Annotated in this window: 19 protein-coding genes; all 19 read left to right on the forward strand. The window is 38.5% G+C overall.

Translation table 11 applies throughout. From position 1 onward, the window contains the following. Nucleotides 1–20 precede the first annotated feature (20 nt). Nucleotides 21–3,560 (forward strand): transcription-repair coupling factor, encoded by a 3,540-nt coding sequence (mfd, locus tag ACFFHF_RS00150; RefSeq protein WP_160548426.1) that lies wholly within the window; start codon nucleotides 21–23, stop codon nucleotides 3,558–3,560. A gap of 233 nt (nucleotides 3,561–3,793) precedes the next feature. After that, nucleotides 3,794–4,330, forward strand: coding sequence for a stage V sporulation protein T (gene spoVT / locus ACFFHF_RS00155; RefSeq protein WP_160548451.1), 537 nt, complete (start codon nucleotides 3,794–3,796; stop codon nucleotides 4,328–4,330). A gap of 124 nt (nucleotides 4,331–4,454) precedes the next feature. Next, nucleotides 4,455–6,062: a putative polysaccharide biosynthesis protein gene (locus ACFFHF_RS00160; protein ID WP_340901751.1), complete on the forward strand. Its 1,608-nt coding sequence runs from the start codon at nucleotides 4,455–4,457 to the stop codon at nucleotides 6,060–6,062. Nucleotides 6,063–6,067: 5 nt separating this feature from the next. Next, nucleotides 6,068–7,531 (forward strand): bifunctional methyltransferase/pyrophosphohydrolase YabN, encoded by a 1,464-nt coding sequence (yabN, locus tag ACFFHF_RS00165; RefSeq protein WP_377057348.1) that lies wholly within the window; start codon nucleotides 6,068–6,070, stop codon nucleotides 7,529–7,531. 13 nt (nucleotides 7,532–7,544) lie between these two features. Then, on the forward strand, nucleotides 7,545–7,814 hold the full coding sequence (locus tag ACFFHF_RS00170) for an RNA-binding S4 domain-containing protein (protein ID WP_119706218.1): 270 nt from the start codon (nucleotides 7,545–7,547) through the stop codon (nucleotides 7,812–7,814). 101 nt (nucleotides 7,815–7,915) lie between these two features. Further along, nucleotides 7,916–8,221 (forward strand): sporulation protein YabP, encoded by a 306-nt coding sequence (yabP, locus tag ACFFHF_RS00175; protein ID WP_160548429.1) that lies wholly within the window; start codon nucleotides 7,916–7,918, stop codon nucleotides 8,219–8,221. After that, a complete protein-coding gene (yabQ, locus tag ACFFHF_RS00180) occupies nucleotides 8,218–8,850 on the forward strand; it encodes a spore cortex biosynthesis protein YabQ (protein ID WP_160548430.1) in 633 nt (210 codons plus the stop codon). Before yabP ends, yabQ begins: the two co-directional genes overlap by 4 nt. Before the next feature lie 15 nt (nucleotides 8,851–8,865). Further along, a complete protein-coding gene (locus ACFFHF_RS00185; RefSeq protein WP_377057349.1) occupies nucleotides 8,866–9,255 on the forward strand; it encodes an FtsB family cell division protein in 390 nt (129 codons plus the stop codon). Between the two features lie 95 nt (nucleotides 9,256–9,350). Continuing rightward, nucleotides 9,351–9,830: a S1 domain-containing RNA-binding protein gene (locus ACFFHF_RS00190; RefSeq protein ID WP_160548431.1), complete on the forward strand. Its 480-nt coding sequence runs from the start codon at nucleotides 9,351–9,353 to the stop codon at nucleotides 9,828–9,830. A 337-nt stretch (nucleotides 9,831–10,167) separates the two neighbouring features. Further along, nucleotides 10,168–12,642 carry a stage II sporulation protein E gene (gene spoIIE, locus ACFFHF_RS00195; RefSeq protein WP_377057350.1) on the forward strand — a complete coding sequence of 825 codons (2,475 nt, stop codon included), beginning with the start codon at nucleotides 10,168–10,170 and terminating at the stop codon, nucleotides 12,640–12,642. Between the two features lie 90 nt (nucleotides 12,643–12,732). After that, nucleotides 12,733–13,470, forward strand: coding sequence for a vWA domain-containing protein (locus ACFFHF_RS00200; RefSeq protein WP_377057351.1), 738 nt, complete (start codon nucleotides 12,733–12,735; stop codon nucleotides 13,468–13,470). Further along, nucleotides 13,439–14,458, forward strand: a complete 1,020-nt coding sequence (gene prkT / locus ACFFHF_RS00205) for a serine/threonine protein kinase PrkT (RefSeq protein WP_377057352.1) — start codon at nucleotides 13,439–13,441, stop codon at nucleotides 14,456–14,458. The genes ACFFHF_RS00200 and prkT overlap by 32 nt, the downstream gene beginning before the upstream one ends. Nucleotides 14,459–14,546: 88 nt before the next feature. After that, the gene (tilS, locus tag ACFFHF_RS00210; RefSeq protein ID WP_340901758.1) at nucleotides 14,547–15,941 is read left to right on the forward strand and encodes a tRNA lysidine(34) synthetase TilS; all 1,395 of its coding nucleotides are present in this window, start codon (nucleotides 14,547–14,549) and stop codon (nucleotides 15,939–15,941) included. Between the two features lie 27 nt (nucleotides 15,942–15,968). Continuing rightward, a complete protein-coding gene (hpt, locus tag ACFFHF_RS00215) occupies nucleotides 15,969–16,517 on the forward strand; it encodes a hypoxanthine phosphoribosyltransferase (protein WP_340906120.1) in 549 nt (182 codons plus the stop codon). A gap of 108 nt (nucleotides 16,518–16,625) precedes the next feature. Next, a complete protein-coding gene (ftsH, locus tag ACFFHF_RS00220) occupies nucleotides 16,626–18,605 on the forward strand; it encodes an ATP-dependent zinc metalloprotease FtsH (protein ID WP_340901760.1) in 1,980 nt (659 codons plus the stop codon). A gap of 122 nt (nucleotides 18,606–18,727) precedes the next feature. Further along, nucleotides 18,728–19,504 (forward strand): type III pantothenate kinase, encoded by a 777-nt coding sequence (locus ACFFHF_RS00225; protein ID WP_160548438.1) that lies wholly within the window; start codon nucleotides 18,728–18,730, stop codon nucleotides 19,502–19,504. Between the two features lie 36 nt (nucleotides 19,505–19,540). Then, on the forward strand, nucleotides 19,541–20,422 hold the full coding sequence (gene hslO / locus ACFFHF_RS00230; RefSeq protein WP_377057353.1) for an Hsp33 family molecular chaperone HslO: 882 nt from the start codon (nucleotides 19,541–19,543) through the stop codon (nucleotides 20,420–20,422). A 17-nt stretch (nucleotides 20,423–20,439) separates the two neighbouring features. Beyond that, nucleotides 20,440–21,312, forward strand: a complete 873-nt coding sequence (locus ACFFHF_RS00235) for a peptidyl-prolyl cis-trans isomerase (protein ID WP_377057354.1) — start codon at nucleotides 20,440–20,442, stop codon at nucleotides 21,310–21,312. Nucleotides 21,313–21,443: 131 nt separating this feature from the next. Then, on the forward strand, nucleotides 21,444–22,370 hold the full coding sequence (gene cysK, locus ACFFHF_RS00240) for a cysteine synthase A (RefSeq protein ID WP_377057355.1): 927 nt from the start codon (nucleotides 21,444–21,446) through the stop codon (nucleotides 22,368–22,370). Nucleotides 22,371–22,456 lie beyond the last annotated feature (86 nt).

Here is a 22,456-nt window from a genome sequence, read left to right on the forward strand (position 1 = left end):
GTATTGGGAGGAGGGCATACATGTTAGCAATTAAGCAACTTTTCAGTGAACTAGATGATACAAAATCCGTCCTTTCTGGAATAGAAGAGGGTATTACTGAACAGCTCATAGCAGGGCTATCTGGTTCTGCAAGAACCGTATTTTTGGCTTCTGTGTATGAGCGTATGAAAAAACCAATGCTCATCGTTACTCATAATCTGTTACAAGCTCAAAAGCTATACGATGATTTAATTCAGTTGGTTGAGGTAGATGAGGTCTTCCTTTACCCAGCTAATGAACTTATAGCAGCTGAGATGAGTATTGCTAGTCCAGAATTAAAAGCCCAGAGAATTGAGGCTTTGAATTATTTAAGCAGCAATGCAGGTGGAATTATTATTGCTCCTATTGCTGGAGTTAGAAAATATCTTCCGCCGCTCGAGCTTTGGAAATCCAAACAATATACGATATCGCTTGGGCAGGATATTGAGCTAGGTGAGCTCAGTCTTCAGCTTGTGAAAATGGGGTATGCAAGGTCTGAAATGGTAGCAGCACCTGGTGAGTTTAGTGTGCGTGGGGGAATTTTAGATATTTATCCCCTTACTGAAGCGGACCCGATTCGGGTAGAGTTTTTTGATACAGAAGTAGATTCTATCCGCACGTTTTCGTTGGAAGACCAACGATCAAAGGATAAATTGTCTACGGTTTTTATAGGACCAGCAACGGAATCTCCACTAGATGATTCCCATTTTCCAATAATCGCTCAAAGGCTTGAAGAGCATCTAGCCAGAAGTTTGAAAAAATTGAAGGATGATAAAGTAAAAACTTTACTGTCTCAAAACATTGGCTATGAAATCGAACAACTAAAGAATGGTCAAAGACCAGAGCAGTTATTTAAGTACTTATCATTCGCCTATGAGAAGTCAAACAGTCTATTAGACTATTTGCCGAAAAACGGTCTTATTTTTGTTGATGAAATTAGTAGAGTTCAGGAAATGAGCGATTCTTTGGATAAAGAGGAGGCAGAATGGTATACAAGCCTTCTAGGGGAAGGAAAGATTGTCCATGATATTCCTGTGTCTCACCATCTGAATGGAATGCTACAAAAGTCTAAAAAATCAATTGTATATATGTCACTTTTTCTAAGACACGTTCCTAATACAAATCCTCAAAATATTATTAATGTCACTTGTAAGCAAATGCAGAATTTCCATGGGCAGATGAATGTGTTAAAAGGGGAAATTGAGCGTTGGAAAAAAGGGAAGTACTCTGTCATTTTTTTAGGAGAAGATCGTGAGAAAAGTAAGAAGCTAGAAAGAGTGTTAGAAGACTATGAAATTGAAGCGGTTGTTGCGAATCAAAAGCAGGATATTTTAAAAGGGAAAGTCCAAATTATGCAAGGTGGACTTCAAACCGGCTTCGAGTTACCCATACAGAAAATTGTTGTAATAACAGAAGAAGAGCTTTTTAATAAGCGTTCGAAAAAAACAACTAGAAGACAAAAGTTATCGAATGCAGAGAGAATTAAGAGCTACTCAGAATTAAAAGTGGGCGACTATGTTGTTCACGTGAATCATGGGATAGGGAAGTATCTTGGTATAGAAACCCTTGTGATAAACGGAGTGCATAAGGATTATTTACACATTCGCTATCAAGGAACCGATAAGTTATATGTTCCTGTGGAGCAAATTGATTTGGTTCAAAAATATGTGGGTTCTGAAGGAAAGGAACCGAAAATATATAAGTTGGGTGGAAATGACTGGAAACGGGTAAAAACGAAGGTTCAGTCATCTGTTCAAGATATTGCTGACGATCTTATTAAGCTTTATGCAGAAAGAGAAGCTTCGGTCGGTTATGCCTTCAGTCCTGATGGAGATATGCAGAGAGAGTTTGAATCAGTATTTCCATATCAAGAGACAGAGGATCAATTGCGTTCTATCCAGGAAATTAAAAAAGATATGGAAAGAGAGCGCCCGATGGATCGACTCCTTTGTGGGGATGTGGGTTACGGAAAAACAGAGGTTGCCATTCGTGCTGCATTTAAAGCAATAGCAGATGGGAAGCAGGTTGCTTTGCTCGTGCCAACTACAATCTTAGCTCAACAGCATTTTGAGACCATGAGGGAGCGGTTTCAGGATTATCCAATCAATATTGGTTTATTAAGTCGTTTTAGGAGCAGAAAGCAACAGAACGAAACCATTAATGGTCTAAAGGCAGGTACGGTAGATGTGGTGGTAGGAACTCATCGAATTCTTTCAAAAGATATTACGTATCGCGATTTAGGACTATTGATTATTGATGAAGAACAGCGTTTTGGGGTTACACATAAGGAAAAGATTAAGCAGTTAAAAACAAATGTGGATGTGCTCACATTAACGGCTACTCCAATACCGAGAACTCTTCATATGTCGATGCTCGGAGTAAGAGATCTATCAGTCATTGAGACTCCCCCAGAGAACCGTTTCCCGGTTCAAACCTATGTTATGGAGTATAACGGCGGACTAGTAAAAGAAGCGATTGAAAGGGAATTAGCTCGTGGAGGGCAAGTCTATTTCCTTTACAATCGTGTGGAAGATATTGAAAGAAAAGCAGAAGAAATCAGAGCGCTTGTTCCGGATGCACGTGTAACGTACGCACATGGGAAAATGACGGAGAATGAGCTTGAATCGGTTATGCTAGGGTTTTTAGAGGGAGAGTCGGATGTGCTTGTAAGTACGACGATTATTGAAACAGGAGTAGATATTCCTAATGTAAATACCTTGATTGTATTTGATGCTGACCGTATGGGACTGTCTCAGTTGTATCAGCTAAGAGGACGTGTTGGACGATCTAACCGGGTGGCATATGCGTACTTTACCTATAGAAAAGATAAGGTATTAACGGAAGTTGCAGAAAAGAGACTTCAGGCCATTAAAGAATTTACGGAGCTTGGGTCCGGATTTAAAATAGCCATGCGAGACTTATCCATTCGTGGAGCTGGAAATCTATTAGGTGCCGAGCAGCATGGATTTATTGATTCTGTCGGATTTGACCTCTATTCTCAAATGCTTAAGGAAGCCATAGAGGAAAGAAAAGTAGGTATCGATAAAGAGGTTGTTATAAAGCCTGTGGAGATTGATGTGGAAGTAGATGCCTATATACCAGACACATATATTCGTGATGGTAATCAGAAAATAGAAATGTATAAACGATTCCGTGGACTATTAACTCTTGAAGATGTACAAGAGCTTCAAGAGGAGATGATCGATCGATTCGGTGAATTCCCGGATGAAGTGGCATACCTGTTCCAATTATCTGAATTAAAGGTCTATGCGAGAATGGCTGGTGTAGAGACCATTAAGCAAAGTAAAAATGAAATCAATATCCTTGTCTCAGAAGAGGATAGTTCTCAAATAGATGGTCAAAAAATATTTGAGGTAAGTAGTCAATTTGGCCGTATGGTTGGACTTGGAATGGAAGGTAGTAAATTAAAGATGGTCCTTCATATTAAGGGAGTTGGGCTAGATCAGTGGCTAGACGCTGCTTTCAAGATGATGAAAGGTCTTCATAATGCAAGGAAGGATCTAGGAAGTATAGTCTCTTAAGAGATAGATACTAGCATAGTAATGTTTAATTGAAATGGTAAGGGGTAAATAAAAAAGTAAATTGGTTTATTTATCCTTTATTGTTAATTTTAACATTTTAGAGAAAAAACTATGTAAGTGTATAGAACTTTCCATATGAAAGATACTAAGTTCAAACAATGGCAATCATTTCACAACGTAGAGAGATGGATGCCAAACGTTTAAATCATCAGATGAAAGTGAGGCAACGTTGGATGAAAGCAACTGGTATTGTTCGTCGAATCGATGATTTGGGTCGTGTCGTCATTCCTAAGGAAATCCGCAGAACTCTTCGAATTCGTGAGGGAGACCCGTTAGAAATTTTCGTTGACCGCGATGGAGAGGTGATTCTAAAGAAGTATTCTCCAATCAGCGAGTTAAGTGACTTTGCGAAAGAATATGCAGAGGCTCTATACGATAGCCTAGGAAATCCAATCTTAATTTGCGACAGAGATGCTTACATAGCTGTTGCGGGTAGCTCAAAGAAGGACTATTTAAATAAGAATATTAGTGATCTTGTTGAAAAAACAATGGAAGACAGAACGTCGGTCATTATTACACAACAGGGTGAAGTCGCATTAATCGATGGAATTGAAGAAACGATTTCTTCATACACCGTCGGTCCAATTATCGCAAACGGTGATCCTATCGGCGCTGTTATCATCTTCTCGAAAGAATCCACGATCGGTGAAGTAGAGCGTAAAGCTGTAGAAACAGCGGCTGGATTCTTGGCAAGACAAATGGAATCATAAAAGTAAGGATTTAAGGGAAAGAAAGAGGTAGCGATATCAGCTACCTCTTTTTCCGTCTTATCATGTATGCATGTCTCCGATATGCTATAATAACTCCGAATTACATAAATTGGGGGTGAGGGTGGTGAAACCCCTTAAAGAGTCACATACCATACTAAAGGGAACTTTACTTCTTACCGTTTCTGCACTTATTATCAAAGTGCTAAGTGCCTTTTATCGCATTCCCTTTCAAAACCTAGTTGGGGATGTTGGATTTTATATTTATCAACAAGCCTATCCCTTCTACGGAATGGCTTTGGTGTTATGTACATACGGTTTTCCTGTTATTATCTCTAAACTTTATATCGAAAAAATGAGCGTAAAAGATGTTCGAGGAGCAAAGAAGCTAATTGTAATCTCCTCATTTCTTTTATCATTGATTGGAGTCATCCTATTTGTAGCTTTATTTTACGGTGCTCCTTATATAGCCTCTTTTATGCAGGATCCACAAATTGCACTTCTTTTAAAGGCAATTTCTTTTATCTTTCTTTTACTCCCGGTTTTATCTATTTTGAGAGGGGTTTTCCAGGGAAGTGGTGATATGAAGCCAACGGCAATATCACAAGTCAGTGAACAGTTTATTCGAGTCAGCACCATTTTAGTGGTTGCCTTCGCCCTAAGGAACGATGATCTCTATAAAGTGGGAGCAGGAGCCATGTTCGGATCTATTGTCGGAGGGCTAGTAGCCGTGTGCGTATTGCTTTTCTTTTATAAAAAAAGACAAAAGTATCTCCCGGTGTTTTTCGAAAAAACCTCCATTCCATCGTGGTCTGAAGCCAAGGGAATAATAAAAATACTTTGCATCCAAGGATTTGCTATTAGTGTAAGTAGTATGCTTCTCTTATTTATTCAACTTGCTGATTCCCTAAACCTGTATTCGTTATTATTAAAAATAATGACAAACGGACATACAGCAAAGGAGATTAAGGGGATATATGATCGAGGAGTTCCTCTCATTCAACTCGGGACAGTAGTAGCTACATCGATGTCTTTATCTCTTGTACCACTCATCTCTAGTGAAAAAGTGAAAAACAATATGAGAGTCCTACATGATCGAATTCGTTTGTCCTTGCTTATTAGTATAATGGTTGGATTGGGAGCAAGTATTGGACTTCTATCCATTATCGAACCGACCAATATTTTTCTGTTTCAAAATAGTGAAGGGTCATCCATTCTTGCTATGCAAAGCACCATCATCCTTTTAAGTTCACTTATTATCACTTTATGTGCCGTACTTCAAGGACTGGGACAAATCGTATTTCCTGCGATAACAATTGGTCTTGGATGTTTGTTAAAATACTTTCTTAATATGTATTTCGTGCCACTTTTTGGAGCGTATGGTGCGGTCTTTGCTTCTGTCTTATCGCTTGTTATCATGAGTTTCCTTTTGTTTATTGTTCTACTAACAAGGGTAAAGGGAGAGATTATGAAAGGAAAAGAGTTGGTAAAGGTTGCAGTAGCCGCTTTCATCATGTTTTTAATATTAAAAGGGTACCACTGGCTTATGGATTATTTCCTAAATGAACCAAGTCGAGTCGAGGCTGGTTTTGAGGCAATGGTTGGGGTCCTTATAGGTGGACTGAGCTACCTAATCATTATAGTAAGATTACATACTTTTAAAGAGAGTGAATTAAGTTTATTGCCTCTTGGAAGCAAACTAATACAATTACTTCCGAAAAAAAATAGGAGTTGATGAATTTGAATAAAATCCAGATCGTTGGTCTTGGTGCAGGTGATATGGATCAGCTGCCCCTTGGCATATATAAACGATTAAAACAAAATAAGAGCGTATTTCTTCGAACGAAAGAGCATCCAGTAGTGGATGAGTTAGTTAGAGAAGAAGATTTTCAGTTTACTTCTTATGATCATATATACGAAGCAAAAGATACATTTGATGAGGTATATGAATCTATATGTGATGATCTTATAGCAAAAGCCAATGAGGGGTCACTTATATATGCTGTTCCCGGACATCCCCTGGTTGCTGAACGTACGGTTCAAATTCTGTTAGAAAGAGCGAGTGAGCTACAAGTAGAGATTGAGGTTATAGGAGGTCAAAGCTTTTTAGATCCCTTGTTTCAAGCAGTAAAAATCGATCCGATTGAGGGATTCCAATTATTAGATGGAACAAATCTGAAACGTGATGATATTCATATGAGTCAGCATCTGATTATTGGGCAGGTATATGACACTTTTATTGCCTCAGAAGTGAAATTAACACTAATGGAAAAATACCCTTTTGACCATGATGTGGTCATCGTAACAGCAGCTGGTACATCTAAAGAAATAACCAAAAAGGTACCACTGTATGAGCTTGACCGGGAAGTGACATTAAATAATTTAACCTCCGTATATGTACCACCTGTTCAAAAAGATGAGTTATCTTATAAAGAGTTTTCTAAGTTAAGAAACATTATTGCTGAACTTCGTGGACCAAATGGCTGTCCTTGGGACAAAAAGCAAACACACCAATCCTTAAAAAAGTACCTGATCGAAGAGTCGTATGAGTTAATTGAGGCAATAGATGAAGAGGATATTGACCACATGATTGAAGAGCTTGGAGACGTACTGCTTCAAGTCATGTTACATGCGCAAATTGGAGAGGACGAAGGATATTTCTCGATTGATGAAGTGATTGAAGGAATATCCGCTAAGATGGTTAGAAGGCATCCTCATGTGTTTGGTGATGTTACCGCCGAAACCGCTGATGATGTGTTGAAAAATTGGCAAGCGATTAAAGTGGAAGAAAAAGGGGAACAAAAAGTTTCTATTCTTGATGGTGTAGGTACACATTTACCTAACTTAATACGTGCATATGAATTGCAAAAAAAAGCGGCAAAAGTTGGATTTGATTGGGAAAATGTATTGCAAGCATGGGAAAAGGTAAAAGAGGAACTAATAGAGTTTGAGGAAGAACTTGCTAAGGAGACGCATACAGATGACTTACAGAAGGAATTGGGAGATATCTTATTCGCTCTGGTCAATATTGCTCGGTTCTTACAAATCCAGCCTGAAGAGGCATTATTCCAAACCAATCAAAAATTCTTGCGGCGCTTTGCCTTTATTGAGGCTAAGGTACATGCTAGTGGGAAAACGTTCGATGAATTTACGTTAGAAGAGCTGGATCAATTTTGGAATGAAGCAAAAAAAGAAGAACAATGAGGAGGAGTTTCCTATGAGATTAGATAAATTTTTAAAAGTCTCACGTCTTATTAAAAGAAGAACACTTGCGAAAGAGGTTAGTGATCAAGGGAGAATTACAATTAATGGTCAACAAGCAAAAGCGAGCTCAACCGTAAAAGTGGGAGATGAGCTGGCTGTCCGATTTGGTCAAAAGATCGTAACGGTAAAAATTGAAAAGCTTCAAGAAACTTCTCGAAAAGAGGAAGCAGCAGATATGTATAGCCTTGTTAAGGAAGAGAAGGTTGAAGAAGCCGTTGAGTAGCTAGAAGAGGATTCGTATATTTGCGTTTCAGTTCTAATTGAATCATCTCCTTCATACATATGTACAAAAGGTTGTACAAAGTGATTGTGAGGGATGAGAGAATGAGCCAATATTATGACACAAATACTTCAAAGGGAACTACGTTACCAGATCATGATGTCATCATGAGGGGGCGTAGACTTTTAGACATCACAGGTGTGAAACAAGTTGAAAGTTTTGATAATGAAGAGTTTCTGCTTGAAACCGTAATGGGCTTTCTTGCCATTAAGGGTCAGAATCTGCAGATGAAAAACCTAGATGTTGATAAAGGAATTGTATCCATTAAGGGAAAAGTTTTTGATCTTGTGTACTTAGATGATCAGCATGGGGAGAAGGCTAAAGGTTTCTTTAGCAAGTTATTCCGATGACACTTACCACACAATTTTTAACAATGATTTCCATGGCCGCCATGGGAAGCTATCTAGGTGCTGCGATTGATACGTATAATCGTTTTTTGTTTCGATCAAAAAGAAAGTCTTGGCTTGTATTTTTAAACGACATATTCTTTTGGGTTCTACAGGGTTTGATTTTTTTCTACGTTTTATTTGTTATTAATCAAGGAGAATTAAGGTTTTATATTTTCTTGGCCATTCTCTGTGGGTTTGCCGCTTACCAAAGTCTCTTAAAGCGTGGGTACGCAAGAGTTTTAGAGATTATCATAACCATGATAATCTCTATTTATCGGTACGCTGTAAAAATATTTCTTATGCTCATTTATAGACCCATTGTCTCTCTCTTGCTAGGCTGTGTAAGTCTGATAACGATAATAGGAAAGGGACTTTTTGTACTTGTAAAATGGACAATCCAGTTCATTTGGATGATAATTAAGCTTCTTTTTACCCCTGTCAAATGGCTCTTGATATTATTTTGGAATTTATTGCCGAAACATATTAAAAAAACCGTCGAGAAGTTATATAATAAGTTAGCAGGATATTATCAGGTAATAAAGAATACCATTATTAACGTTCTTTCTAGATGGAGAAAGAACAAAGAGTAAGGAGGGAACGCCGAGGTGAGTGTTGTCAGAAAACGCAATATAACAAAAATACCGTCACAATATGTGCAGCATCAAGAAATGGCAGTGATTCAAAATGCAAGAAAAAGAACGCTGCTTATAAGAAGGCTATCTGTTTTTATCGTAATCGTAGGGTTAGCAGCATACTTTATCGTATCTACACTCCTAAGGCAATCCGCGACTCTAGAGGCAATGAAGGAAGAAAAGCAAAAGGCGGATCAGGAACTAGTCGCCTTAAAAAAAGAGGAAACGATCCTTAAAGAGGAAATCATTAAGCTTAATGATGAAGAATATATCGCTAAATTAGCAAGAAAAGACTTCTTTCTTTCCGATAGTAACGAGATAATTTTCAACCTCCCAGCGGAAAAAAAAGACAAGGAAAAATGAACCAGTGACTCGGCTTATTGACACGCTTTTTTTCCTTTCTGTATAATATATATAAAGTATGATTTTTTATATTCTTAAGGAGGAACATTCTTTTTATGTCAATCGAAGTAGGCAGCAAGTTACAAGGAAAGGTAACAGGCATTACAAATTTTGGAGCTTTTGTAGAGCTACCGGAAGGATCAACAGGTCTTGTTCACATTAGTGAAGTTGCAGATAATTATGTTAAAGACATTAACGACCATCTAAAAGTTGGTGACCAAGTTGAAGTCAAAGTCATCAATGTTGAGAAAGATGGAAAGATCGGTTTATCAATTAAAAAAGCTGTAGATCGACCTGAGAGACCTGAACGCAGCTCTCGTCCAGAAAGATCGGAAAGACCACCGTATCGCGGTGGCGGAAATGATTCAAGAGGGGCAGGACGTCCTCGTCAAGGGAAAACAAATGATAGAATGCCTCCTAAAGAGAACTTTGAGTCTAAAATGGCTCGTTTCTTAAAAGATAGTGAAGATCGACTGTCTTCTCTTAAGCGCAATACAGAATCTAAGCGCGGTGGAAGAGGAGCTAGAAGAGGGTAACTTGCTGCTGATACATTAATAAATATGAAGGCAAGCCGAAAAACGGCTTGCCTTTTTGTATGTAGACATTATTTATTTATAATAAATGACTATTTTTATTCCTTTAATTTCTACAAAAACCCCTTTCTTTTTGGAAGGGGTTTTAGCTTCCGAAGTTATGAATGTAGTTCCGAAAGAGATGAAATTTATAGAATCTTGTCACGTTATTGAAGAAGCTTTGAATTTATCCAAGAATTACGTCGAACAAAAGTTGGAATACACTGAGTAATTATGACAAAATTTTGAATTTATGTTTTTTATAATGCTTGCAACGAAACAAAAATGGGGTGTAAAAATTATGGAAAAGGTAGAAAGGAATATTATTGATCCTGTCGGTGAAGTCAATTTTAATAAACATAAGATCGAGTTTGGAAATATGTTGGACAAGATACAAGCAAAATTAGCGACGTTTTTCGTCAAGAAAGGAATTCTTCTACTACTCATCGGTTTTTTGCTTGGACGAGCCCTAATCTTGTCTAAACTAACGCCTTTTGCCCTTCCTTTTTTTGCGGCTGTCTATTTCGTGAAAAAGGACAAAGCTCCTCTTGCATTAATCGGACTAGTAGCTGGTGCAGCAACCCTTTCAATTGTGAATTCCGCATTTGCTTTTTGCACAGCTTTTCTCTTTTTATTTGCCTTTCGACTAACAAAAAAATGGCTAAAAACAGAAGTTCGTGCAATCCCCTTTTATGTATTCTTCACTCTGGGTATTGGTGAGATAGGAAAATGCTATCTAACAACAGGCAATGTTTCACTTTACGATGGAATGATGGCAGGGGTTGAGGCTAGCCTTGGCTTCATACTTACTCTAATTTTCCTTCAAAGTATCCCCCTTCTTTCTCTAAGTAAAAGAAGACAAACGTTAAAAACCGAAGAAATCGTTTGCCTGATTATTATGCTGGCATCTATTATGACAGGGACTATTGGATGGTCATTGTACGATCTATCTATTGAACATATTATGTCAAGGTATTTAGTGTTGGTATTCGCGTTTGTTGCAGGGGCAACGGTAGGTTCTACGGTAGGAGTTGTGACGGGACTAATATTCAGTCTAGCGAACATTACTAGTTTCTATCATATGAGTTTATTGGCCTTTTCAGGGCTATTGGGTGGGCTTTTAAAGGAAGGAAAAAAAGTAGGGGTAGCCGTTGGGCTTCTTATAGCCACATTATTAATTGGAATGTACGGAGAGGGTGGTGGCTCTCTCTATAAAACCATCTTAGAGACATCTGCTGCGATTCTATTATTTTTCCTTACACCTCAAGCGCTAACGTCTAAACTAGCAAAGTATATCCCTGGAACACCTGAGTATACTGCTGAGCAACAGCAGTATATGAGAAAAATGAGGGATGTAACTGCGCAACGAGTGGAACAATTTTCTTCTGTCTTTCAAGCTCTGTCAGACAGTTTTTCATCATTAGATGAAAGTGGTGAAGTAGACAAAGATAGAGAACTGGACTTTTTCCTTGGAAACGTAACAGAAAAGACCTGTCAAACTTGCTTCAAAAAGGAAAATTGCTGGTCCAGAAACTTTAATACAACCTATGAATATATGAAGGATATTATGAATGAAATGGATCATAATTCTGGTGTTGTGCCATTGAAGCTTTCACGAGACTGGGAGAAACATTGTACAAAATCCAAAAAGGTAGTGGATGCGATTCAACAGGAGCTAACCTTTTATCAAGCAAATCAAAAGCTAAAGAAACAAGTGCAGGAAAGTAGGAGACTTGTAGCGGATCAACTCCTGGGTGTTTCAACAGTCATGGGGAACTTTGCTAAGGAGATTCAAAGGGAAAGAGATAATCATTATAAGCAAGAAGAGCTTATTTTAGAAGCATTACGAGAGTATGGTGTTCATATTGAACATGTTGAGATCTACAGCCTTGAACAAGGAAATGTTGATATCGATATAACTATTCCATATTGTAATGGACATGGAGAATGTGAAAAGCTTATAGCACCTATGCTTTCAGACATTTTAGGGGAAAACATCGTTGTTAATTCAGAAGAGTGTGCTTCCTATCCGAATGGTTATTGTCATGTAACGTTCCGCTCGGCGAAGGCTTTTACCATTGATACAGGGGTTGCTCACGCAGCAAAGGATGGAGGCTTGGTATCAGGTGATAGTTATTCAACGATTGAGCTTGGTGGTGGTAAGCACGCGGTTGCCATTAGTGATGGAATGGGAAATGGAGAAAGAGCTCATATCGAAAGTCAGGAAACTCTTCAACTCCTACAGAAAATTCTACAATCGGGAATAGAAGAGAAAGTGGCCATTAAGTCAGTCAATTCCGTCTTATCACTCCGTACAACGGATGAAATTTTCTCAACCTTAGATTTAGCGATGATTGATCTTCAAAATGCTGCAGTAAGATTCTTGAAAATTGGTTCAACCCCAAGTTTTATTAAGAGAGGAAATGCTGTTATTAAGGTCCAAGCGAGTAATCTACCGATGGGGATCATTCAGGAGTTTGATGTCGATGTGGTAAGTGATCAGTTAAAAGCTGGTGATCTCCTTATTATGATGAGCGATGGTGTATTTGAAGGACCAAAGCATGTAGAGAACTACGACCTATGGATGAAGCGGAAAATCGGTGAGCTAGCAACAGACGATCCACAAGAGGTAGCGGATTTAATTATGGAAGAGGTGATTCGCTCGCGTTCAGGTTATATTGAGGATGATATGACAGTCGTTGTTTCAAAGATTAAACATAACACGCCAAAGTGGTCCTCAATACCAATTAATAAATATCGACAAAAAGCAAACTAGTTATTTTATACAGTAAAGAGAAAAGATATGTATATTTCCTCTCCAACTAGTCGAAAATGTTAGCAACATTTAGACGTGGAGGGGAATCGAATGAAAACTGGCACATTAAAACAAATTCTTTTGATAACTGATGGATGCTCAAACCAAGGAGAGGACCCAATTGCTGTTTCAGCTCTAGCAAAAGAACAAGGGATCACCGTAAATGTTATAGGAGTAATGGAACAGGATGTTATTGATGATCAAGGATTAAGGGAAATTGAAAATATCGCATTAGCTGGCGGGGGAGTAAGCCAAGTCGTCTATGCACAGCAGCTTTCTCAAACCGTACAAATGGTTACAAGAAAGGCAATGACACAAACTCTTCAAGGAGTGGTGAACAAGGAATTACAGCAAATCCTAGGTGGTTCACAGACAATGGAAGACTTACCTCCTGAAAAGCGAGGAGAAGTCATGGAGGTAGTCGATGAGCTGGGAGAAAAAGTAGAACTAGAAGTGTTGATTCTTGTCGACACAAGCGCAAGTATGAAACATAAGCTTCCAACTGTTAAAGAGGCCTTATTAGACCTATCGTTAAGCCTTAATGCCAGGTCAGGTGACAATCAATTTTCCGTTTTTGTATTTCCCGGGAAAAAGAATGATGTCGAAAAATTGCTAGATTGGACCCCGAGGTTAGAATCATTAACTAGTATTTTCGCAAAACTTACAACAGGAGGAATTACACCTACTGGTCCCGCACTTCGTGAAGCACTGTCATCCTTTAAGAAAAAACGTTCGTTAAGGAGCCTACTTTCTCGTGATGATGAACAATACTTTGAAGAATCTGTCTAATATAACAGCAGGAATAATTGTCGAAGGGAAATGGCATAAGAATAGGTATGTAATTATCAAAGAGCTTGGGTATGGAGCAAATGGAATTGTTTATCTTGCTCAGCACTTGAATAAGTATGTAGCGTTAAAGTTGAGTGATAATGGCATGTCGATTACTTCTGAGGTCAATGTCCTCAAATCCTTTGCGAAGGTCCAAGGGTCAACCCTAGGGCCTTCTTTGGTTGATGTAGATGATTGGATGAGATCTTCAGGAAAGGTGTCCTTTTATGCGATGGAATATATTAAAGGACCGGATTTTTTAACGTTTATCCAACAAAAGGGAGCCGTATGGATTGAAGTTCTCGTCCTACAGTTACTCTCTGATCTTCATTTATTGCATATCAATGGGTGGACTTTTGGCGACTTAAAGCCAGAAAACTTAATTGTTACAGGACCACCATCGAAAATTCGCTGTATTGATGTTGGAGGGACAACGATTCAAGGTAGAGCAATCAAGGAATTTACTGAGTTTTATGATAGAGGCTATTGGGGACTAGGTTCAAGAAAAGCAGATCCTGCTTATGATTTGTTTGCAGTTGCTATGATTATAATCAATACCGCTTACCCTAAACGATTCCAGAAAACATCAGGTGGTCTTAATCAGCTTCAGATGATGATTAGACAAAAGCCAGAATTACTAAAATTTGAGCAAGTGATTATTCATGCCCTGCAGGGGAAATACCAAACAGCAATGGATATGAGAAAAGCAATAATTGACGGCAATCATGCTTCCTCTCAGCCCCATACATCGAAGACTTCACATGTAAGTCCACAAAAGCAAAGATCCAAACCAGCTGTGCATCATCAAAGAAGTCAGGTGCAAAATCAAAAGGGTCAAAGTCGTCAAACCATTGTAAAAAAGAAAAAGAAAAGACATGCGCTCGAAACAATGCTCATTGTAACGACACTGTCCTTTCTTTATTTCCTTTATATTTATGGACAGCTATAAAAAAATGATAAATAGGTCCCTTAGTTTTTGAAGGAATGTATAGAACATGGTAAGCTAATAATAAGACAATGAAGTAAGGAAGAATCTCATGCTTGAACAAAAAGTAGAAGCTTTTCTAACTCGAAAACAAATAAACTTAATGGGAGCAAGCATTTTAGTAGGTGTATCGGGAGGCCCAGATTCCCTCGCACTCCTACACTTCCTGTGGAGACGTCAAGAGCGGTACCATCTAAAACTTTTTGTTGCTCATGTTGATCATATGTTCAGAGGAGGTGAGTCCGAGCGTGAAGCAAGGTTTGTTCAATCCTTTTGTGAAGAGAGGAACATTCCTGTAACTGTTCGTTCTATAAATGTACCATTGTACATAGAAGAAACAGGGTTAAGCTCCCAAGTAGCTGCTAGAGAATGCCGATATTCCTTTTTTCAAGAAACGATGAGAAGGGAAAACCTTCGCTATTTAATGCTCGGACATCACGGGGATGACCAATTGGAAACAGTTGTTATGAGGTTAACAAGAGGAAGTTCAGGAAAAGCTAGAGTCGGTATCCCTTTTTCAAGACCATTTGATAAAGGGACACTTATAAGACCTTTTTTATGCGTCTCTAAACAAGAAATTGAAGAATACTGCCAAAGGAATAGGCTAGATCCAAGAAGAGACCCTAGTAATGACAGTGGCAAATATAGTAGAAATCGATTTCGTCACACGATCCTTCCTTTTTTGAAAGCTGAAAATCCGAGGGTTCATGAGCATTTTCAAAGATTTAGTGAGGAACTGGAAGAAACAGAGCAGTTTTTGGAAGACTTGGCAAATCAGCATTTAACAAAGGTCGTAATGCTTCAAAGTGAGGGAAAATTTGTTATTGACATTCAGAAGCTATGCTCAATGCCAATGCCTTTACAAAGAAGAGTGATTAAACTAATATTAAACTATCTTTATAAGCAACAACCAGCTTCCCTTTCTGCTGTTCATATTGAACAGATCTTTTCTCTAATCAACAATCCTCAGCCTTCTGGTGTGATTGATTTACCTGAAAAATTAAAGGTAATTAGATCGTATGGAGAGTTGCAATTACAATTTCAACATTCCCCACCAAAGGATGAATCCTATGAGATTGAAATATCAGTTGGAAAAACATTATTGCCAACAGGGGATTTCATTACATGGGAATATGTTGATAAAGAAATAGAATATACTAACATTAATCAACTTCTACTTCCTATGACCTGTATTAGTCTTCCGCTGAAAGTCAGGACAAGGAGAGAGGGAGACCGAATGAAAGTAAAAGGGATGAAAGGAACAAAAAAGATTAAAGATATCTTTATTGATCTAAAGCTGCCCATAGTAGAGAGAAATAGGTGGCCTATTGTTACAGACTCAAATGATCATATCATTTGGATTCCCGGAATAAAGAAATCAGATATATCTTCTTTCGTTCAAGCTGATGAAAAGAAATACATACTATTACAATATAACAAGCATTGAACTTCTAGGGGGCACAATCAAATCATGATGAAAAATGACATTGAAAAAGTTTTATTTTCTGAAGAGGAAATTCAGGGAAAAATCAAAGAGCTAGGGGCAAAGTTATCGCATGATTATAGTGATAAGTTTCCATTAGCAATTGGGGTACTTAAGGGTGCGATGCCTTTTATGGCAGACCTTTTAAAACGAATGGATACATACCTTGAAATGGATTTTATGGATGTGTCAAGTTACGGGAATTCGACCGTCTCTTCTGGTGAAGTGAAAATTTTAAAGGATTTAGATACTTCGGTAGAGGGTAGAGATATATTAATTATCGAAGACATCATCGATAGTGGGTTAACACTCAGCTATCTTGTGGAGCTTTTCCGTTACCGAAAAGCAAAGTCAATTAGTATTGTCACTTTATTAGATAAACCAACTGGTCGTAAAGCCGATATAGCGGCAGATTATGTTGGATTCATCGTTCCTGATGAGTTTGTTGTAGGTTATGGTCTCGATTATGCAGAGAAATACCGTAATTTACCTTATATTGGGGTGTTAAAACCAGAAGTTTACTCAACAAATAACGAGTAAGAAAAGAATAAGTATTGTATGCATACTACAAAGGCATATTCATATACTGGAACAATTTTCTATGTTACTATTTACTATAGCTTGTTTACCCGTGGGAGGAGGTAAGGGATGAATCGGATTTTTCGTAATACCATCTTTTATTTATTAATTTTTCTAGTGATTATTGGTGTGGTTAGCTTTTTTAATGGTAATAATGAACCCACCGAAAATATATCTTACAGTAAATTCGTAGACCATCTTGAGGCAAAACAGGTGGATTCCATCTCGGTACAGCCTGAAAGAGGAGTTTATGAAGTTCGTGGAACACTTGAAGGTGCTGAAGAAGGAAAATCATTTATTACTTACGTATGGAACAGTGAAAGTCTTTTACAAAAGATTGAGCAAGCAGACCCTACTGTGGATGTGCTTCCAGCGAAAGAAACAAGTGGTTGGGTAACTTTCTTTACTTCTATTATTCCATTTGTCATTATCTTTATTTTGTTCTTCTTCCTTTTGAATCAGGCACAAGGCGGCGGAAGTCGTGTCATGAACTTTGGAAAGAGCAAGGCGAAGCTTTACAATGATGAGAAAAAGAAGGTTCGTTTTAAAGATGTAGCTGGTGCTGATGAAGAAAAGCAAGAGCTCGTTGAAGTCGTTGAATTTTTAAAAGATCCGCGTAAATTTGCTGAACTAGGTGCGCGTATACCAAAAGGAGTACTTTTAGTAGGACCTCCTGGTACAGGTAAAACCTTATTAGCTCGTGCGGTAGCTGGTGAAGCTGGTGTACCGTTCTTCTCAATCAGTGGATCTGATTTTGTGGAAATGTTTGTTGGGGTTGGGGCATCACGTGTACGTGACCTTTTCGAAAATGCAAAGAAGAATGCTCCTTGTATCATCTTTATAGACGAAATCGACGCAGTTGGACGTCAGCGTGGAGCAGGTCTTGGTGGAGGTCACGATGAGCGTGAACAAACCCTTAACCAATTGCTAGTAGAAATGGATGGATTCGGTGCGAACGAAGGAATTATTATTGTTGCTGCAACAAACCGTCCTGATATTCTAGACCCTGCTTTACTTCGCCCAGGACGTTTCGACCGTCAAATTACGGTTGATCGTCCGGATGTCAATGGCCGTGAAGCAGTATTAAAAGTGCATGCACGAAACAAACCGCTTGATGAATCAGTAAACTTAAAAGCGATTGCCGCTAGAACTCCAGGCTTTTCTGGTGCAGATCTTGAAAACTTATTGAATGAGGCGGCATTAGTTGCTGCTCGTCAGAATAAGAAAAAGGTGGATATGACAGATATCGATGAAGCAACTGATCGTGTAATTGCGGGACCTGCGAAAAAGAGTCGTGTGATATCTAAAAAAGAACGTAATATTGTTGCTTTCCATGAAGCGGGCCATACGGTTATTGGTGTGGTATTAGAGGAAGCAGAAATGGTGCATAAGGTAACGATTGTCCCTCGTGGGCAAGCAGGTGGCTATGCGGTAATGCTTCCAAAAGAAGACCGTTACTTCATGACAAAACCTGAGCTTCTTGATAAAATTGTTGGCTTACTAGGAGGACGTGTTGCTGAGGAAATCGTCTTCGGTGAAGTAAGTACAGGCGCTCATAATGACTTCCAACGTGCAACGGGAATTGCCCGTCGAATGGTTACAGAATTCGGAATGAGTGATAAATTAGGTCCATTACAATTTGGTCAATCTTCTGGTGGTCAAGTGTTCTTAGGTAGAGATCTTCATAATGAACAAAACTATTCAGATAGGATTGCCTACGAAATCGATGTTGAAATTCAAACCATTATTAAAGAGTGTTACGCTAGAGCGAAAAAGCTTCTTACTGAAAATCGAGATAAGCTTGATTTGATAGCCAATACACTTCTTGAAGTAGAAACACTAGATGCTGAGCAAATTAAGCACTTAGTTGAAAAAGGTACACTTCCTGATCGACCATCTAGTGATGAAGGGGTAACTACAAATCCTACAACATCAGTGGTAGATGATGTGAAAGTGAATATCGGTGGTAAGAAGGAAGAAGAATCGTCATTAGATGAGTCATCTTCAGATGAAAGTACACTGCCTGATTTAAGAAGTAAAAAAGAATAATAAATCTTAAGAGGTACTCTTTTACTGAGTGCCTCTTTTCTATGCTTGGGTTGGATAGTTATGGTATGATGTTGGCAGAATGAAACTAAAGGTTAAGAAATTTTAATAAAGTGGTGAGCCGTTTGATATTTGTATTTGACGTGGGAAATACCAATATAGTGTTGGGTGTATATGACCAAGAAGAATTAAAACATCATTGGAGAATAGAAACAAACCGTTCGAAAACAGAAGATGAATTTGGAATGATTATTAGGAATTTGTTTAATCATGCAAATCTTTCTTTTTCCGATATTGACGGAATTATTATCTCTTCCGTAGTACCGCCCATTATGTTCTCATTAGAACGTATGTGCCAAAAATATTTCCATATAAAGCCTTTAGTTGTGGGGCCAGGAATCAAAACCGGGTTGAATATAAAGTATGAAAACCCAAGAGAAGTTGGAGCAGACAGGATCGTTAATGCGGTAGCTGCTATCCATGAATATGGAAGTCCGTTGATCATCGTTGATTTTGGTACGGCAACAACCTATTGTTACATAGATGAACATAAGCAATATATGGGAGGAGCGATTGCTCCTGGTATTAATATTTCAACAGAAGCTTTATATACAAGGGCTGCCAAGCTGCCGAGGATAGAAATTGCTCGACCAGATGGAGTTGTAGGGAAAAATACGGTTGCTGCCATGCAAGCGGGGATTCTTTATGGCTATGTAGGCCAGGTTGAAGGAATTGTCAAACGGATGAAGGATCAAAGTAAAGCGAAGCCAACCGTTATTGCTACAGGGGGATTATCCAATCTCATTGCACAGGAATCTACTATTATTGACATAGTGGATCCATTTTTAACATTAAAGGGCCTTCAGATTATTTATAAAAGAAATTTGGAAACGATAAAGTAAGATAACAGCTTTGTAAGACTGAAAGGGGTAAACACAATGAGTGACTATTTAATAAAAGCTCTTGCTTATGATGGGCAAGTTCGTGCCTACGCGGCTAGAAGTACAGAAACTGTAGGAGAGGCACAAAGACGTCATTATACATGGCCTACTGCATCAGCTGCCTTAGGAAGAGCAATGACTGCAGGGGTAATGATGGGGGCTATGTTAAAAGGGGAAGAAAAAATCACTATTCGGATCAATGGTGGGGGTCCTCTTGGCCCGATTTTAATTGATACCAATGCTAAAGGTGAAGTGCGCGGATATGTAACGAATCCTCAAACTCATTTTGATTTGAATGAACATGGAAAGCTGGATGTTCGAAGAGCCGTTGGAACAGATGGTTTTTTATCGGTCGTTAAAGATATTGGCCTTCGTGAGAACTTTACAGGTCAAGTACCTCTTGTGTCCGGAGAACTGGGGGAGGACTTTACTTATTATTTTGTTACTTCCGAACAAGTTCCTTCATCTGTCGGTGTGGGTGTCTTAGTAAATCCTGATAATAGTATTCTCGCTGCAGGTGGATTTATTATTCAGCTGATGCCTGGAACCGAAGATAAAACCATTACGGAAATCGAAAATCGTTTAAAAACCATTGAACCAATCTCTAAGATGATTGAAAAGGGACTCACTCCCGAACAAATACTAAATGAGCTATTGGGTCAAGAAAATGTAAAAATTCTCGAAACATTACCTGTTACTTTCTCATGCAGCTGTTCAAAGGAGAAATTCTCTAATGGAATTATCTCTTTAGGTAAAGAGGAAATCGAAGATATGATTGAGACAGATGGTCAAGCAGAAGCACAATGTCATTTCTGTAATGAAAAATATCAGTTTACGAAAGAAGAATTAGAGAGCTTGAAGGAACAGGTAAAATTTTAATATAACCTGGGGGAGAAATGGTGGATAAAAAGTACTTAAAGTCTTTAGTTGTCGGCCTTCTCTTGCTTAATATTGTAACCATTATTTTTTTTCTATCACGGGATAACGGTGGTAGTAAAGAGGTAGTGGCAACGATAGGGAATGAGACAATAACTAGACAGGAATGGCTTGGGGAAATGGAGGAGCGTTATGGTCGTGATGTATTAAGTGAGATGATCGATCAAAAAGCAATCGCTCAATTAGCTAATAAATATGATATATCCATTTCCAAAAAAGCAGTAGATAGGGAGCTTCTCCTGGTGAAAACCATGTATGGTTCAGGATCTAATGAGATGGTAGATGAAGAAAAATGGAGACAACAAATCCAGTATAGTATCATGCTGGATGAGCTTCTAACAAAAGATGTGGTAGTGGAGGAAGAAGATTTAAAAAAGTTTTATGAGGAAAATTCTAGCCTGTACAAAATTCCGACTGCTTACCACCTTTCTCATATCATTGTAGAGACGGAAGAAGAAGCAATAAAGGCAATAGAGGAGCTTGAACAGGGTACAAGTTTTGAAGCATTGGCAATGGAACGCTCCATCGATGAATTCAGTGCCAATCAAGGCGGGGATATTGGTTATGTTAGTGAAGAGATGGACCAATATGCCCGTGACTATTTAGCAGCTGTTCAGAAGTTGAAGGAAAACGAGTGGGCAGGACCAATTAAAACAGATAATGGTTTCTCTATTGTATTGCTTCACGATCAAATAAAAGGTAGAACGTTTGAGTTTAATGATGTGAAGGAAAGTATCCGAAGACAAATCGCCTTAGAGCAAATGGATGTAACCACAACGGCGCGTGACTTTTGGGAAGAGGCTAAGGTTGATTGGTTTTACGAACAGAACTAATATGGTTCATTTGAACGATTTTTCACTTAAATAATCAGAAAAGTTTTGTGTAAAAAGATTGACACTTGGCAAATTTATGATATAAATTAAATTAAACCAATAAAATTAGTCGGAATAAGGAGTGGTTGTTGATGGTACGTGTAGCAAACTCTATTTCAGAACTAGTCGGACAAACACCGATTGTAAAGCTTAATCGCCTTGTTGAAGAAGGTAGCGCAGAAGTATACTTAAAGCTTGAATATATGAACCCAGGAAGCTCAGTAAAAGACCGTATTGCTCTTGCAATGATCGAGTCTGCTGAAGAGAGTGGAGAACTTAAAGCAGGAGATACGATTGTTGAGCCAACGAGTGGTAACACTGGAATTGGTCTTGCCATGGTTGCAGCAGCAAAAGGATACAGAGCGATTCTGGTTATGCCTGAAACGATGAGTATGGAAAGACGTAACTTACTTCGTGCATACGGAGCGGAGCTTGTTTTAACACCTGGTCCAGAAGGAATGGGTGGAGCTATTCGTAAAGCGGAAGAGCTAGCAAAAGAAAATGGTTACTTTATGCCACAACAATTTAAAAACCTATCTAACCCTGAAGTTCACAGAAGAACGACAGGTAAGGAAATTGTTGAACAGATGAGCGAAGGTCTTGACGCATTCGTTTCAGGGATTGGAACGGGCGGAACCATTACAGGTGCTGGTCAAGTTCTTAAGCAGAATTTTGACAATGTTAAAATTTATGCGGTTGAACCGGTTGATTCACCTGTATTATCTGGTGGTAAACCAGGTCCACACAAAATTCAAGGAATCGGTGCAGGTTTTGTTCCTGATATTCTTGACACAACGGTCTACGACGAAGTAATTCAAATCTCTAATGATCAAGCTTTTGAATTTGCACGTCGTGCAGCGAAGGAAGAAGGAATTCTTGGAGGGATCTCTTCTGGGGCAGCTATCTGTGCAGCATTAAAGGTAGCAAAAGAACTTGGAGCAGGTAAGAAAGTACTAGCAATTATTCCAAGTAACGGTGAGCGTTACCTAAGTACTCCATTATATCAATTTGAAGATTAATCAAAACATAAGCAACAGTCCCCGGGGCTGTTGTTTTTATTTTGTCAAATAGTAAAATAAGACAAGGAACTTTTATTTTCACTTTT

This window comes from Robertmurraya beringensis, from assembly GCF_042433785.1.
Taxonomy (GTDB): domain Bacteria; phylum Bacillota; class Bacilli; order Bacillales; family Cytobacillaceae; genus Robertmurraya_A; species Robertmurraya_A beringensis.

Coding starts and splice junctions, on each gene's coding strand:
- spoVT (WP_160548451.1), top strand. CDS start 3,794: ATGAAAGCAACTGGTATTGTTCGTCGAATCGATGATTTGGGTCGTGTC.
- mfd (WP_160548426.1), top strand. CDS start 21: ATGTTAGCAATTAAGCAACTTTTCAGTGAACTAGATGATACAAAATCC.
- ACFFHF_RS00200 (WP_377057351.1), top strand. CDS start 12,733: ATGAAAACTGGCACATTAAAACAAATTCTTTTGATAACTGATGGATGC.
- ACFFHF_RS00235 (WP_377057354.1), top strand. CDS start 20,440: ATGGTGGATAAAAAGTACTTAAAGTCTTTAGTTGTCGGCCTTCTCTTG.
- ACFFHF_RS00190 (WP_160548431.1), top strand. CDS start 9,351: ATGTCAATCGAAGTAGGCAGCAAGTTACAAGGAAAGGTAACAGGCATT.
- spoIIE (WP_377057350.1), top strand. CDS start 10,168: ATGGAAAAGGTAGAAAGGAATATTATTGATCCTGTCGGTGAAGTCAAT.
- tilS (WP_340901758.1), top strand. CDS start 14,547: ATGCTTGAACAAAAAGTAGAAGCTTTTCTAACTCGAAAACAAATAAAC.
- cysK (WP_377057355.1), top strand. CDS start 21,444: ATGGTACGTGTAGCAAACTCTATTTCAGAACTAGTCGGACAAACACCG.
- hpt (WP_340906120.1), top strand. CDS start 15,969: ATGAAAAATGACATTGAAAAAGTTTTATTTTCTGAAGAGGAAATTCAG.
- hslO (WP_377057353.1), top strand. CDS start 19,541: ATGAGTGACTATTTAATAAAAGCTCTTGCTTATGATGGGCAAGTTCGT.
- yabQ (WP_160548430.1), top strand. CDS start 8,218: ATGACACTTACCACACAATTTTTAACAATGATTTCCATGGCCGCCATG.
- yabP (WP_160548429.1), top strand. CDS start 7,916: ATGAGCCAATATTATGACACAAATACTTCAAAGGGAACTACGTTACCA.
- ACFFHF_RS00170 (WP_119706218.1), top strand. CDS start 7,545: ATGAGATTAGATAAATTTTTAAAAGTCTCACGTCTTATTAAAAGAAGA.
- ftsH (WP_340901760.1), top strand. CDS start 16,626: ATGAATCGGATTTTTCGTAATACCATCTTTTATTTATTAATTTTTCTA.
- prkT (WP_377057352.1), top strand. CDS start 13,439: ATGATGAACAATACTTTGAAGAATCTGTCTAATATAACAGCAGGAATA.